We start from the raw sequence: 13,397 nt of genomic DNA, 5'->3' as shown, positions 1-13,397 counted from the left end.
GTTGGAGTCAGACGCCGATCGGGTGCCAGACCGTCTTGGTCTCGAGGAAGTCGGTCATCGTCGTCAGGGCCGGGACGGCGGTCCAGTCCGGCTCGGCAGCGGGTGCGCGGCGTACGCGCTTGAGGTTGTCGGCCGCCGCCACCTCGAGCGCGGTGGCGGTGTCGAGGTCACCGGCGACACCGGTGACGTCGATGGCGTTGACGTCCATGTGCGCCGCCAGCCACGGCCCCAGGGTCGCGGCGTCGCCGGTCAGCAGGTTGACCACGCCGCCGGGGACGTCGGAGGTGGCCAGCACCTCGGCGAAAGTGACAGCCGGCAGCGGCCGGGAGTACGACGACACGACGACCGTCGTGTTGCCGGTGACGACCACCGGTGCGACCACGCTGACCAGGCCGAGCAGGGACGACGACTGTGGCGCGAGCACACCGACGACGCCGGTCGGCTCGGGCGCGGAGTGGTTGAAGAAGGGGCCGGCGACGGGGTTGGCGTTGCCGGCGACCTGGGCGAGCTTGTCGGCCCAGCCGGCGTACCAGACCAGCCGGTCGATGGCCTCGTCGACCTGGCGGCCGGCCTGGGCGGCGCTGCCGCCCTCGGACTGCTGCACAGCCTGGACGAACTGCGGCCGCCGGTCCTCCATCACCTCGGCGATCCGGTAGAGGATCTGGCCGCGGTTGTAGGCCGTGCGCCCCGCCCAGCCCGGGAACGCCTTGCGCGCGGCGACGACCGCGTCCCGCACGTCCTTGCGCGACGCCTTGGCGGCGTTGGCCACGAACTTCCCCTTGCTGTCGTGAACCTCGTAGGAGTGACCCGACTCGGACCGCGGGAACGCCCCGCCGATGTAGAGCTTGTAGGTCTTCCGGACCTCGAGCCTCGACGCAGCCATCACGCACCAGCCTTCAGGTAGCCGGCCAAACCCTGGCGGCCGCCCTCGCGGCCGTAGCCCGACTCCTTGTAGCCGCCGAACGGGCTGGCCGGGTCGAACTTGTTGAACGTGTTGGCCCAGACGACGCCGGCCCTGAGCTTGTCGGCCATGAAGAGGATCCGCGAGCCCTTGTCGGTCCAGACGCCGGCGGACAGCCCGTACGGCGTGTTGTTGGCCTTCTCCACCGCCTCGGCCGGGGTCCGGAACGTCAGCACGGACAGCACCGGTCCGAAGATCTCCTCGCGGGCGATCCGGTGGGCCTGGGAGACGCCGGTGAAGACCGTCGGCGGGAACCAGTAGCCCGACGAGGGGAGCTCGCACGGCGGCGACCAGCGCTCGGCGCCCTCGTCCTCGCCGATCTCTGCGAGCGCGCGGATCCGGGCCAGCTGTGCGGCGGAGTTGATCGCGCCGATGTCGGTGTTCTTGTCGAGCGGGTCGCCGACCCGCAGCGTGCTCATCCGACGCTTGAGCTTGGCCATCGCCTCCTCGGCGATCGACTCCTGCAGCAGCAGCCGCGACCCCGCGCAGCAGACGTGACCCTGGTTGAAGAAGATCCCGCTGACGATGCCCTCGATCGCCTGGTCGATGGGTGCGTCGTCGAACACGATGTTGGCGGCCTTGCCGCCGAGCTCGAGGGTGGCCTTCTTGTCGGTGCCGGCGATGGACCGGGCGATCGCCTTGCCGACGGCCGTCGAGCCCGTGAACGCGACCTTGTCGACGTCGGGGTGGGAGACGAGCGTCTGGCCGGTGTCACCGGCCCCGGTGACGAAGTTGACGACGCCGGGCGGCAGGTCGGCCTGCTGGCAGATCTCCGCGAAGAGGAGAGCGGTCAGCGGGGTGGTCTCGGCGGGTTTGAGCACCACGGTGTTACCGCAGGCGAGCGCGGGAGCGATCTTCCACGCGAGCATCAGCAGCGGGAAGTTCCACGGGATCACCTGGGCAGCGACGCCGAGCGGCTGCGGGTTGGGCCCCAGCCCGGCGTACTCCAGCTTGTCGGCCCAGCCGGCGTGGTAGAAGAAGTGCGCCGCCATGATGGGTACGTCGACGTCGCGGCTCTCCTTGATCGGCTTGCCGTTGTCGATCGACTCGAGCACGGCGAGCTCGCGGCTGCGCTCCTGGATGATGCGGGCGATCCGGTAGAGGTACTTGGCGCGCTCCTTGCCGGGCATCCGCGACCAGCCGCGGAACGCCCGCCGGGCGGCCTTCACCGCGCGGTCGACGTCGGCCTCGTCGGCCTCCGCGACCTCGGCGAGGGTCTCCTCGGTGGCCGGGTTGATCGTCTTGAAGGAGTGGCCGTGGCCGTCGACGAACTCCCCGTCGATGAAGAGGCCGTAGGACGGCTTGATGTCGACGATCGCCCGCGACTCGGGTGCGGGGGCGTAGTCGAAGATGGGTGACCCGGTGGTGGTGCCTGTCGAAACCATGTCGGTCCCCTCAGTCGAGAGTGAAGTAGTCGGGGCCGCTGTAGCGGCCGGTGGCCATCTTGGTGCGCTGCATCAGCAGGTCGTTGAGCAGAGTGGAGGCGCCGAACCGGAACCAGTCCGGAGTGAGCCAGTCGGGGCCGGTGATCTCGTTGACCATCACGAGGTACTTGATGGCGTCCTTCGCCGTGCGGATGCCGCCGGCCGGCTTGACGCCGATCTGCACGCCGGTGGCCTCGCGGAAGTCGCGGACGGCCTCGAGCATCACCAGGGTGACGGGCAGGGTTGCGGCGGGCTGCACCTTGCCGGTCGACGTCTTGATGAAGTCGGAGCCGGCGAGCATCGCGAGCCACGACGCGCGACGCACGTTGTCGTAGGTCTGGAGCTCACCGGTCTCGAAGATCACCTTCAGGTGGGCGTGGCTGCCGTCCGGCCGCCGGCAGGCCTCCTTGACGGCGACGATCTCCTCGAAGACCTGGAGGTAGTGGCCGGCGAGGAACGCCCCGCGGTCGATGACCATGTCGATCTCGTCGGCGCCGGCCTCGACCGCGTCGCGGGTGTCGGCGAGCTTGACGTCGAGAGCGGCACGACCGCTGGGGAACGCGGTGGCGACGGCGGCCACGTTGACACGGTCGCCGACGATCTCCTTCACGTCGCCGACCAGGTCGCCGTAGACGCAGACGGCGGCGGCCGACGGGCACGAGGGATCGCTGGGGTCGGGCCGCAGCGCCTTGTTGGCGAGGGCCCGGACCTTGCCCGGGGTGTCCTGTCCCTCGAGGGTGGTGAGGTCCACCATCGAGATCGCGAGGTCCAGCGCGTAGGCCTTCGCGGTGGTCTTGATCGAGCGGGTCCCGAGCGCGGCTGCGCGCGCCTCGGCACCGACCTGGTCGACGCCGGGAAGGCCGTGCAGGAACCGGCGGAGGGAGGCCTCGCTGGCGGTGACGTCGGCGTAGGCCCCGAGGCCCTCGGACGACTGCGTGGAGGCGGTGGCTGACATCCTCCCAGCATAGGGTTGGGAAGTTGCGCAGACCCAACCCGTCGATAACCAGCGAGGGAGCGAAGTGGCTGACGACGGAACCGAGCGGTTCACGGCCTGGGGCAGCCGGGTCCTCGGCATCATCGGCCTGGCCATCGTGGCTGTCGTCGTGGTGGTCGGAGCGTCCGGCGTCGCCGACCCCTACCACCCTGCGGCGTACGCCGTCTGCGGCGTGGTCGGCCTCCTGCTCTGGGCGATGCTGGTCCGGCCGTCGGTGGGGGTGGAGGACGACCGGCTGGTGCTGTGCAACCCGTTCACCACCGTGCGCCTGCCGCTCGCGGCGATCGAGCAGGTCGCGGTCCGCCAGTGGCTCGTCGTGCAGGTCGGGGCGCGCCGCTACACCAGCTCCGGCATCGGCCGCAGCCGTCGCCAGGCGCTGCGCGACGACCGGCGCGGTGGCGACATCGACGACATCGCCGACCTGTCGTACGGCGGCTTCGTGGAGCACCGCATCCTCAAGCTGGCCGAGGATGCCCGGACCCGGCAGGGCATCGCGCACTACTCCGAGGAGCAGGAGGCGCTCGGTGCCGACGTACGACGCGAGCCGGCGTGGGTCGAGATCGGCCTGCTGGCCGCGTTCGTGGTCGCGCTCGTCGTCACGCTGCTCGTCTAGACGGGCTGGATCCCCGCAGCAGCCGCGAAGTCGGCCTTCATCGCAGCGAGCGTCCCGGCAGCGGCTGCGCGCGCCGCGGCCACGTCGCGGTCGGCGACGGGGACCACGACCTCGAGGTAGCACTTGAGCTTGGGCTCGGTGCCGCTCGGCCGCACGATCACCCGGGCGCCGTCGGCCAGGTAGTAGCGCAGGCCGTCGGTCGGCGGGAGGCCCCCGACGCCGACGGTCAGGTCCTCGGCACGCTCGACGGCGAGCCCGCCGAGCGCGGTCGGCGGGGTCGCGCGCAGCAGGGTCATCGCGGCGGCGATCTGGCCGAGGTCGGTGACCCGGACCGACACCTGGTCGGTGGCGTGGAGCCCGTGCTCGATCGCGATGTCGTCGAGGAGGTCCGGGAGCCCCCGCCCGACCGCCTTGGCCTCCGCGGCGAGCTCGCACAGGAGGAGCAGGGCCGAGACGCCGTCCTTGTCGGCCACGTGCTCGGGGTCGACGCAGTAGCCGAGCGCCTCCTCGTAGCCGAACGCGAGCCCGGGAAGGCGGCCGATCCACTTGAAGCCGGTGAGCGTCTCGACGTAGTCCTGCCCGGCGGCGGCAGCGAGCTTGCCGAGCAGGGAGGACGACACGATCGACGTCGCGTAGGTGCCCTGCCGGCCCCTGGCGAGCAGGTGGGACGCCAGCAGCGCGCCCACCTCGTCACCGCGCAGCATCCGCCAGCCGTCGGCGACCGGCACCGCGGCGGCGCAGCGGTCGGCGTCGGGGTCGTTGGCGACGACGATGTCGGCATCCGTCCGCTCCGCGAGCGCGATCGCGAGGTCCATCGCGCCGGGCTCCTCCGGGTTGGGGAACGCGACGGTCGGGAAGTCGGCGTCGGGGTGCTCCTGCGCCTCGACCACCTGCGGCGCAGTGAAGCCGGCCGTCTCCAGCACCTGGACGACCGACGTCCCGCCCACGCCGTGCAACGGCGTGTAGACGACGTCGAGGTCTCGGGGGCCGTCGCCGGCGAGGCCGGCGACGGTGTCGAGGTAGGAGTCGACGATGTCCTCGCCGAGCACGCGGCCGCCGGTCGTCCCGATCGGCTCGCGCGGCACCGAGGTCAGCGTCCCGATCGCGGCGATCCGGGCGGCGATCTCGGTGTCCGCCGGCGGCACGATCTGGCTGCCGTCGCCCAAGTAGACCTTGTAGCCGTTGTCCTGCGGCGGGTTGTGGCTCGCCGTCACCATGATCCCGGCGACGCACCCGAGCTCCCGGATCGCGTAGGCCAGCAGCGGAGTCGGCAGCGGCCGGGGGAGCAGCAGCGGGGTCAGGCCGGCACCGCTCATCACCTCGGCCGTGTCCTGCGCGAAGACGTCGGAGTTGTGCCGGGCGTCGTAGCCGATCACGACCGTGCTGCCGGCCGTCGCCCCGTTGTCGCGGAGGTACGACGCCAGCCCGGCCGCGGCCCGGATCACGACCACCCGGTTCATCCGGTTGGGACCGGCTCCGAGGGCGCCCCGCAGGCCCGCCGTACCGAACTCGAGCGTGCCGCGGAAGCGATCGGCGAGCTCGGCGACCGCCTCCGGCGCCGCGTCGTCGGCGACCCGCGCCACCAGGTCCTCCAGCTCGGCGCGCGTCTGCTTGTCGGGGTCCTCGGCCAGCCAGGTGCGGGCGCGGGTCAGCAGGACGTCGAGGTCGGGGGTCATGGACGGCACGGTATAGCCGAACTAGGCGGGTCGTCCGATCGGCCACACTTGCGACGAAACCCTGCGAGGCGTCCCGTGCCCACCTACTGTCTCCCGGGAGGTGAGCACATTGTCGAGACATGGGGTACGAACCGCAGCCCTCTGCTGGCTGCCGGTGGTGGCGGTCGTCGCCGCCCTCTTCTTCGTGCCGTCGAGCAGTGGCGCCCCCGCGCCGTCGCTGACGGTGACGCCGGGCGCCAACTCCTACGGCGGTCAGCAGACCACGTGGACGGGCAACATCGGCTCGACCGGCGAGCGGCGGATCTGGCTGCAGCGCCGCGGCAACCAGACGGCGGCGTGGGCCGACGTCCCCGACCCCCAGACCGGCAACAGGTTCACCAGGATGACCAACCGGGACGGCTCCTTCCGGTTCACGTTCCCGGCGCCGGCGATGAACTTCGTCTACTTCCGCGTCGCCAGCGGCGTCGGTGCGACCCCCGCTCACGTCTTCAAGAGCATCCACCAGGACGTCGACATCCAGCTCTTCGAGCACGATGCCGCCGACGTCCCGCTCCCGCAGACCCTCGCCGTCGGCACCGCCGTGGTCGGCGAGCCGTTCTCGCTCCGCGTCGACACGGCGGCGAACCAGACCAAGAAGGTCCTCCCGGGCCGCGCCGTCACGCTGCAGCGCCGCACCGGACCCGGGACCTGGGAGGTGTTCGCCAGGGGCACGGTCGGACAGAACGGCGTGCTCAGCTTCGGCCAGTACGACGGGACGAACCCGGCGCAGGAAGGCACCTTCCGGGTCCGGCTGGAGAACTGGGCCAACAACGGCGACAAGGTCGGCTGGTTCCTCTCCACGCCCTTCGACGTGCGGTTCCTGCCGCGGCCCGAGCCGGTGAGTAGCCTGCAGGCCACCCCCCGGGCCACCTCCTTCGTGCTGGCGTGGACGCTGCCGGTGGACGCCGCGCGGGCCAGGATCGTGATCGCGCGCAGGATCGGTCAGAACTCGCCGGTGCCGACCGCCCCCGAGCACGAGTACCAGACGTTGAACGACCGGACGGCGACGACGTTCACCGACACCGACGTGCAGCCCTCGACGACCTACAAGTACGCGGTCTACACCGTGAGCGCGCAGGGGATCTACACGAGGCTGCCGCAGCGCGTCACGAGAGTCACGCCGGCAGAGTCGGGGGGCGGGAACTGATGGGCGTGCTCACGAAGAGCTTCGCGCTCCGGCTCGCGGTGGTCGCGGCCGCGCTGGTCGTCGGACCCGCCACCCTCGCTCCGGGCACGGCCGAGGCCCCGAGGCCGACCCGGGCCGCGCTCGCCGGCGACGGCGCCACGGCGGCCCAGACCTTCGGCTGGGGCGTCATGCAGTGGGACTTCGCGTGGGAGTTCGGCGAGTCGCTCGACAGCCCGCCGTACCGCGGCGAGGACATCCGGGTGGGCCGCTGGACCGAGTACTCCGACGGCACCGGCCGGGTCGTGAAGTACGGCGGCGGCCTGGAGTTCCACAGCGGCGTCATCCGCAACCGGGACCTGGACGCGCTGCCCGACCACGGCACGACCATGCTCACGCTCCGGGACCAGGCGGCCCAACGTGGCCGCTGGGAGATCCGAGAGCGGGCCGAGCGGCTCCAGAGCCCCGAGGCCGACTACCGCTTCATCATCGAGCTGATCCCCGACGACCTCACCGCCGACGCTTGCAAGCGCAGCATCACCATCGCCGAGGTCTCGCCGGGCAACGGCTCCCTCAAGATCGGCGCCAGCGCCGGCGACGTCCGCTGGAGCAAGACCTACGACTCCGGCTTCCCGCAGAGCGGCGACAACTACGCGTTCGGGCTCCAGATCACCGGGCGGCGGATCACCTGGTTCGTCAACGGCAGGGCGATCGCCTCCCTCGGCGCAGCCGCAGCGAGGCCCTCCGTGCCGATGACGCTCCGGCTGCGGCTGGTCGGTGACGGCGCCAAGGAGATGGACAAGTCCCAGGTGAAGCTCGACTGGGTGCGCCACTACGACCTCACCCGGGGCAAGGTCCCGCCGACCGGCGCGACGCTGACCCAGGGCGCCAACCGCTGCTGAGGTCTGCCGGGCCGCGGTGCATCATGGGCGGGTGCCGGCGTCGTACACCTTCTCCGCGTCGTGGGTGACCGCGGCGCCGATGGCAGAGGTCGCCGCCACGGTCGTCGACCTGGAGCACTACCCGGAGTGGTGGCCGCAGGTGCGTGCGGTCGTCAAGCTGGGCCCGGACACCGCTCGGGTGCTGTGTCGCTCCACGCTGCCCTACACCCTCGACCTCGTCCTCGACGCCGTCTCGCGGGAGGCGCCGGTGCTGGAGGTCGCCGTCCGCGGTGACCTCGACGGCTGGGTGCGCTGGACGCTGTCGCCGGCCGCCGGCGGCACCCGGACCGACTTCGCGCAGGAGGTCGTCGTGACCGGGGCGCTGGCGGTCGCGTCGCGGCTCGCGCGCCCGCTGCTGAGCTGGAACCACCACCGGATGATGCGCGGGTGTGAGCGCGGTCTGCAGGCACGGTTCCAGTAGCTCCCGGGCCTTGTCCGGGAGCCGGACGGCGACGCCGCCCGGCCCGGCAGAGCCGGACCGGACGGCGATCGAGTGGTTCAGCGGGCGCCGCGCATCGCCTTGACGCCCACCCACAGGCCGAGCACGCCCACGACGAGCGACCCGGCGAGACCCGCGGCGATCGTGTCGGCCGGGTAGTCGCCGGCGAAGAGCACGCGCTCGGCGTCGACGATGTAGCGCAGCGGGTTGAGGTCGGCGGCGGTCTGCAGCCAGGCCGGTGCGCCGTCGACGGGGAGCAGGACACCCGCGAGCAGGAGCAGCGGGAAGATCGCCGTCTGCTGCACGGTCCAGAACACCCACGCCTGGTCCTTCGCGACCACCGCCAGCGCGAGGCTGAGGGCGCCGAGTCCGACGCTGAACGGCACCAGCACCGCGATGCCGGAGACGATGCCGACGACGTGCACGTCGAACGCGAACGGCGCCACGGCGAGCACGATCACCAGCGTCTGCAGGACGAGCGGCACCATCTCGCGCAGCGACTTGCCGACCAGCAGTGCCGAGCGGCGTACCGGCGACACGAGGAGCCGCTCGAAGGAGCCGCTGATGATCTCCTCGCTGAGGTTCGCGCCCGTGAACGACGCGCTCATCAGAGCCGTCATCGAGACGATCCCGGGCACGAACCACTGCAGCGCCGAGCCGGTGGTGGTCTCGGGGAGCAGCGGCGCGAAGAGGGCCAGGAACACCAGCGGCTGGACCATCGCGAAGAGGACGGACGCGGGGTTGCGGAGCACCGGCATCAGCTCGCGGACGAAGACGTTGCCGATGTCGGTCACGATGCCGACCGGCGCGGCGTGGACGGAGGTACGACGAACCGCTGCTGCGCCGGCGGCCGACCCGCGGCGCTCGGTGATCTCGATGGTCATGCTGCCTCTCCTTCGTGCTGGTCGGTCTGCTCGGCGGTGTGGTCGGACTCGCGCAGGCTGCGCCCGGTCAGGTTGAGGAAGACGTCGTCGAGCGTCGGCCCGACGACCTCCAGCCCGGTGACCGGCGTGCCGGCCGCGGCGAGGTCGGCGACGAGCGCCGGGGCTGCGCTCCGGCCGAAGGGCGCGCGGACCTCGACGGAGGTGCCGGCCACCGTCACCTGCGCGCCGGGGATCCGGTCGGCGCGGATCGCCGCAGCCTGGGCGTGCTCGGTCGTCGCGAGCTCCATCGAGACCAGGTCGCCGAGCGCCGACTTCAGGGCGCCCGCCGTGTCGTCGGCGATCATCCGCCCGTGGTCGATCACGATCACGCGCCCCGCGAGCGCGTCCGCCTCCTCGAGGTAGTGGGTCGTGATCACGATCGTGGTGCCGAGCTCGGCGTTGAGCCGGCGCACCTGCTCCTGGAGGTTCACCCGGTTCTGCGGGTCGAGCCCGGTCGACGGCTCGTCGAGGAACAGGATCGCCGGCTCCTGGACCAGGCCGATCGCGACGTCGAGCCGCCGCCGCTGACCGCCCGACAGGCGTGAGACCGGGCGGTCGGCGTGCTCGGTGAGGTCGAACGCCTCGAGCAGCTCCTCGGTCCGTGCCCGGGCGTCGCGCCGGGACAGGCCGTGGGCGCGGGCCTGGCTCATCAGCTCGTCACGGCCGCGGTACTGGTGGCCGGCGGCGTTGCCCTGCCCGACGTACCCGATCGAGCGGCGGACCGCCGCCCGGTCGCGGGTGACGTCGTACCCCGCCACCTCGGCGGTGCCCGCCGTCGGCGCGATCAGCGTCGTGAGCATCCGCAGGGTGGTGGACTTACCTGCTCCGTTGGGGCCGAGGAACGCGACCAGCTCGCCGGGCGCGATCTCCAGGTCCAGGCCGCGGACGGCCTCGATCGTCTGCTTGTTGCGGGTGAAGTGGCGGGTGAGCCCGACGGTGCGGATCACCGGCCTCCTCGGGTCCTGATTCGTGTGGTGGTGGGTCATGACGACCACGCTAGGATCCAATGCGGTCAGGTTCTGACCGCATTGGAAATCAGGGTGGCGACATGAGCACGAGCGCGCGGATGCTGCGGCTGTTGTCGCTGCTCCAGACCCACCGGTTCTGGTCCGGCGGCGAGCTGGCCGAGCGCCTCGAGGTGAGCCCGCGGACGCTGCGGCGTGACGTCGACCGCCTCCGCGACCTGGGGTACGACGTCGACGCGGTCCGGGGCGCGGCCGGCGGCTACCAGCTGCGGGCCGGGTCGAACCTGCCGCCACTGCTGCTCGAGGACGAGGAGGCGGTGGCGATCGCGGTGGGGCTGAGGTCCGCGGCCGGTGGTCACGTGGGCGGGATCGAGGAGACGTCGGTCCAGGCGCTGACCAAGGTGATCGCGTTGATGCCGCCGCGACTGCGTCGCCGGATGGACGCGCTCGCGTCGCAGACCGACGGCCTCCCCTGGTCGGGAGGACCCGTGATCGACGCTGCGACGCTGACGACCCTCGCCCAGACCTGTCGCGACGACGAGGTGGTGACCTTCGACTACACCGCCGCCGACGGCACCGCCAGCGGCCGCCGGGTCGAGCCGTACCGGCTGGTCAACCTCGGCCGGCGGTGGTACCTCGTCGCCTACGACCGCGACCGCCAGGACTGGCGGACGTTCCGGATCGACCGCGTCTCGGGCGCCCCGCAGGCGACCGGTCAGCGGTTCCGGCCGCGGGACCTGCCCGGCGGCGACGCGCTCGCGTTCGTCCGATCCGGGCTGCGGTCCCAGCCGCAGCGCTACCAGGTGCGCGTCCGGCTCGCTGCGCCCGCCGCCGAGGTCGGGAGGATGATGGGACGCTGGGGGTCGGTCGAGACTGTCTCCGACGGCGAGTGCCGGATGATCCTCAACACCGACACCCTCGACTGGCCGGTGATGATCCTGGCCGGCCTCGACTGCGCGTTCACCGTGGAGGCGCCCGACGAGCTGTCCGCGCTGCTCGGGCGACTCGGCGAGCGGTTCGTCAGATCCGCGGCACGACCCGGGTGAGCAGGTCGCCCATCCGGGTGGCGGCCGCGCGGCCGGCCTCGAGCACCTCGGCGTGGTCGAGCGGTGCGCCGCTCATCCCGGCGGCGAGGTTGGTGACCAGGCTGATGCCGAGGATCTCCATCCCGGCCTCGCGCGCCGCGATCGCCTCGAGGGTCGTGCTCATGCCGGCCAGGTGGCCACCGATCGCGCGGACCATGCCGATCTCGGCCGGGGTCTCGTAGTGCGGGCCGGGGAACTGGACGTAGACGCCCTCGTCCAGCGTCGGGTCGATCTCCCGGCACACCGCGCGCAGCCGGGCGGAGTAGAGGTCGGTGAGGTCGACGAAGTTCGCGCCGTACAGCGGTGATGCGCCCGTGAGGTTGATGTGGTCGCTGATCAGGACCGGCGTGCCGGGCGTCCACGTCTCCTTGAGGCCACCGCAGCCGTTCGTGAGCACGATGGCGCGGCAGCCGGCCGCGGCCGCCGTACGCACGCCGTGGACGACCGCCGCCACGCCCCTGCCCTCGTAGTAGTGCGTCCGGCTGAGGAAGACCAGCAGGCGCTGGTCGCCGGCCCGGACCGAGCGGACCTTCCCCGAGTGTCCGACGACGGCTGCGGCGCTGAAGCCTGGCAGGTCGGTCACGTCGACCTCGGCCGTCGTCTCGCCGAGCATCTCGGCCGCGGGCAGCCAGCCCGAGCCGAGGACGAGGGCGACGTCGTGGCGGTCGACGCCGGTCAGCTCGGCGAGGCGGGTGGCGGCCTGCTGGGCCAGGTCGTACGGCGAGGGCTCGGTCACGGACGGGACTTTAACCCGTCACCAGTCGGCGATCAGCGACTCCCGGACGTAGCCGTGCCGCACGCGCTGGGGGTGGTTGCCGACCTTCTTGTACGCGAGCTCCTCGCCGGTGCGCGTGTCGAGCACCGCCAGGGCGTCGTCCTCGCTGAGGGAGATCCAGCAGGTGTCGCGGAGACCCTCGGTGGTCCAGTACGGCTTGCCGTAGGGGTGGCCGGTCGTCTCCTCGTCGTAGTACCTCGCCCGCCCGGTGGCGACGTTGACCAGTGCGGCGTAGTCGTCCATGGTGCCGGCGACGCAGAGCTTGGTCCCGAGGCGGTTGATCGACAGCCCGTGGTGGGCGGAGTCGTTCACGTAGAGGTCGCGCGGCATCGTGGGCACGCGGTTCTGCAGGTTCACGATGCCGAGCACCCGGCCGACGGGCGGCTCGGGCACGCCCTCCAGCGTGTAGTCGGTGGTGCCGTTGAGGTCGGGCGCCCGGGTGTCGAACTTGACGTAGCCGTGGAAGAAGGACACCTGGAAGTAGAGGTAGCGACCGCCCGGCGCGATCGCCATCGGGCGCACCGCGCTGCTCATGTTGGGGAAGCCGGCCTCCTCGAGCTCGTGCCCGATGTCCCAGCGCCGGAGGATCTTGAAGTCCTCGCTGCGCACGACCTGGAACCACCGGTCGCCCTTGACCGGGTCGGTGAGCGGGTCGAAGAGCGCGTCCAGGGCAGCGGTGCCGTCACCGGGCGTGTAGACCCGGCCGATCGAGGCGTGGAAGATCCGCTTCCCGTCCCGGGTGTAGTTGCTCTCGTGCGGCGTCTCGCCGGACGGGAAGGTCCGGAGCCGGTCGCCCATCCTGACGGCGGTGCCGTCGGGCAGCTCCTGGTCGACCATCGCGTACTCGATGACCTGGCGCGCGGTCGAGTCCGACACGAGCAGCCGCCTGCCGTCGGGGGAGAGGCCCATGTGGTCAGTGCGGAAGCCGTCCATCTGCTGCTCGCGGACGATTGCGCCCCGCAGGCCGAGCGTCGCACGGCGGATGTTGATCCAGATGACGTCGGCGAAGCTGGGGCGGGAGACGGCGAGGTAGCGGCCGTTGAGCGTCGTGAACATGTCGTCGACGTACTGGTCGTGCCCCTCGCCGGGCCCCATCCGGATCGCGAGGAACAGCGCCAGCGCGACCGGGTCGCTCTGGATGTCCCTCACCTCCTGCGCCTTGTCCGGGATCAGGTTGACGCCCCGCTTCAGCACCCGGAACGTGCGGGCGTCGACGATGCTGGCGGTGCCGTCCCAGTTGTTGCCGACCCACATCACGTCGCGGAGGCCGGTCGTCGTCACGGCGGTGGCCGGGGTGGGGGCAAGCTCCGCCTTCGGTGTCGCGGCGACGGGCGTCGCGAGGGGCGCGCCAGGGGCGGGTACGGCGAACGCGGCGGTGGCCGCGGCGACGGCGATGGCCGCAGCGGTCAGGCGGGACAGCAGAGGCATGACCTTCCCAA

Annotated in this window: 13 protein-coding genes; 5 read left to right on the top strand and 8 right to left on the bottom strand. The window is 71.9% G+C overall.

Translation table 11 applies throughout. The features are described from left to right. Nucleotides 1–7: 7 nt before the first annotated feature. The 3 genes from F0U47_RS06715 to deoC are packed head-to-tail and all read right to left on the bottom strand — an operon-like array spanning nucleotide 8 to nucleotide 3,340. Nucleotides 8–883 (bottom strand): aldehyde dehydrogenase family protein, encoded by an 876-nt coding sequence (locus tag F0U47_RS06715; RefSeq protein ID WP_149749559.1) that lies wholly within the window; start codon nucleotides 881–883, stop codon nucleotides 8–10. Continuing rightward, on the bottom strand, nucleotides 883–2,346 hold the full coding sequence (locus F0U47_RS06710) for an aldehyde dehydrogenase family protein (protein ID WP_223162685.1): 1,464 nt from the start codon (nucleotides 2,344–2,346) through the stop codon (nucleotides 883–885). Before F0U47_RS06710 ends, F0U47_RS06715 begins: the two co-directional genes overlap by 1 nt. Nucleotides 2,347–2,356: 10 nt before the next feature. Next, nucleotides 2,357–3,340: a deoxyribose-phosphate aldolase gene (gene deoC / locus F0U47_RS06705; RefSeq protein ID WP_149749558.1), complete on the bottom strand. Its 984-nt coding sequence runs from the start codon at nucleotides 3,338–3,340 to the stop codon at nucleotides 2,357–2,359. A gap of 64 nt (nucleotides 3,341–3,404) precedes the next feature. Between deoC and F0U47_RS06700 the strand changes: the two genes are divergently transcribed. Beyond that, complete coding sequence (locus F0U47_RS06700) at nucleotides 3,405–3,992, top strand: hypothetical protein (protein ID WP_149749557.1); 588 nt, start codon at nucleotides 3,405–3,407, stop codon at nucleotides 3,990–3,992. Here the strand turns inward: F0U47_RS06700 and F0U47_RS06695 are convergent. Then, complete coding sequence (locus tag F0U47_RS06695; RefSeq protein WP_149749556.1) at nucleotides 3,989–5,668, bottom strand: phospho-sugar mutase; 1,680 nt, start codon at nucleotides 5,666–5,668, stop codon at nucleotides 3,989–3,991. The two genes, F0U47_RS06700 and F0U47_RS06695, sit on opposite strands and share 4 nt — an antisense overlap. A 157-nt stretch (nucleotides 5,669–5,825) precedes the next feature. Between F0U47_RS06695 and F0U47_RS06690 the strand changes: the two genes are divergently transcribed. Genes F0U47_RS06690 through F0U47_RS06680 form a run of 3 tightly spaced genes read left to right on the top strand, consistent with a single transcriptional unit; the run spans nucleotide 5,826 to nucleotide 8,192 of the window. Next, nucleotides 5,826–6,854: a phage tail protein gene (locus F0U47_RS06690; protein ID WP_149749555.1), complete on the top strand. Its 1,029-nt coding sequence runs from the start codon at nucleotides 5,826–5,828 to the stop codon at nucleotides 6,852–6,854. After that, nucleotides 6,854–7,732 carry a hypothetical protein gene (locus F0U47_RS06685; RefSeq protein ID WP_149749554.1) on the top strand — a complete coding sequence of 293 codons (879 nt, stop codon included), beginning with the start codon at nucleotides 6,854–6,856 and terminating at the stop codon, nucleotides 7,730–7,732. Before F0U47_RS06690 ends, F0U47_RS06685 begins: the two co-directional genes overlap by 1 nt. A gap of 31 nt (nucleotides 7,733–7,763) precedes the next feature. Beyond that, on the top strand, nucleotides 7,764–8,192 hold the full coding sequence (locus F0U47_RS06680) for an SRPBCC family protein (RefSeq protein WP_246159496.1): 429 nt from the start codon (nucleotides 7,764–7,766) through the stop codon (nucleotides 8,190–8,192). A gap of 77 nt (nucleotides 8,193–8,269) precedes the next feature. Here the strand turns inward: F0U47_RS06680 and F0U47_RS06675 are convergent, their stop codons facing one another. Then, nucleotides 8,270–9,094 carry an ABC transporter permease gene (locus tag F0U47_RS06675; RefSeq protein ID WP_149749553.1) on the bottom strand — a complete coding sequence of 275 codons (825 nt, stop codon included), beginning with the start codon at nucleotides 9,092–9,094 and terminating at the stop codon, nucleotides 8,270–8,272. Next, nucleotides 9,091–10,119 (bottom strand): ABC transporter ATP-binding protein, encoded by a 1,029-nt coding sequence (locus F0U47_RS06670; protein WP_246159495.1) that lies wholly within the window; start codon nucleotides 10,117–10,119, stop codon nucleotides 9,091–9,093. The genes F0U47_RS06675 and F0U47_RS06670 overlap by 4 nt, the downstream gene beginning before the upstream one ends. A 62-nt stretch (nucleotides 10,120–10,181) precedes the next feature. Between F0U47_RS06670 and F0U47_RS06665 the strand changes: the two genes are divergently transcribed. After that, nucleotides 10,182–11,144 (top strand): helix-turn-helix transcriptional regulator, encoded by a 963-nt coding sequence (locus tag F0U47_RS06665; protein WP_223162684.1) that lies wholly within the window; start codon nucleotides 10,182–10,184, stop codon nucleotides 11,142–11,144. Here the strand turns inward: F0U47_RS06665 and F0U47_RS06660 are convergent. Together F0U47_RS06660 and F0U47_RS06655 are read right to left on the bottom strand one after the other, a co-directional pair. Then, on the bottom strand, nucleotides 11,119–11,919 hold the full coding sequence (locus F0U47_RS06660; protein WP_149749552.1) for a purine-nucleoside phosphorylase: 801 nt from the start codon (nucleotides 11,917–11,919) through the stop codon (nucleotides 11,119–11,121). The genes F0U47_RS06665 and F0U47_RS06660 overlap by 26 nt on opposite strands. 18 nt (nucleotides 11,920–11,937) lie before the next feature. Beyond that, on the bottom strand, nucleotides 11,938–13,386 hold the full coding sequence (locus F0U47_RS06655; protein WP_149749551.1) for a YncE family protein: 1,449 nt from the start codon (nucleotides 13,384–13,386) through the stop codon (nucleotides 11,938–11,940). Between the last annotated feature and the right edge of the window lie 11 nt (nucleotides 13,387–13,397).

The organism is Nocardioides antri (assembly GCF_008373765.1).
Lineage (GTDB): Bacteria > Actinomycetota > Actinomycetes > Propionibacteriales > Nocardioidaceae > Nocardioides > Nocardioides antri.
This window is presented reverse-complemented; position numbering and strand designations above follow the sequence as displayed.